General features: G+C 61.5%; 1 tRNA gene. It reads right to left on the bottom strand.

Annotation, left to right across the window (positions count from 1 at the left end):
- Positions 1–81 precede the first annotated feature (81 nt).
- Positions 82–156, bottom strand: a tRNA-Val gene (locus NE591_RS15560).
- Positions 157–288: the final 132 nt, after the last annotated feature.

The following is a 288-nucleotide window of genomic DNA, read 5'->3' as shown; positions in this document are numbered from 1 at the left end:
CACTGGCGTCCCAAGGGCGAAGGGAAATGCCAGGGTAAACAAGAAAGCCCCAGGCAACCTGGGGCTTTCTGCTTCAATTCATGGTGGTCTCGGAGGGAGTTGAACCCCCGACCTTGTGCTTGTAAGGCACCTGCGCTCCCGCTGCGCCACGCGACCGAACATATTACGCGCCTAAATGCGCGAGTCCGTTTTGTGCCACAAGTTCCCCGCCGGAGCAAATGGAAAGCAGGGCGCCGAGACGATAGCGCTTCCCACGTACCTCGCGGCACAGCGCCCACGGCGCAGCGT

Origin of the sequence: Adlercreutzia sp. DFI.6.23 (assembly GCF_024462535.1) — a bacterium.
In the GTDB taxonomy this organism is placed as follows: Bacteria; Actinomycetota; Coriobacteriia; order Coriobacteriales; family Eggerthellaceae; genus Adlercreutzia; species Adlercreutzia rubneri.
Note: the sequence above shows the minus strand (reverse complement) of the source record. Positions and strands in the feature narration are given on the sequence as shown.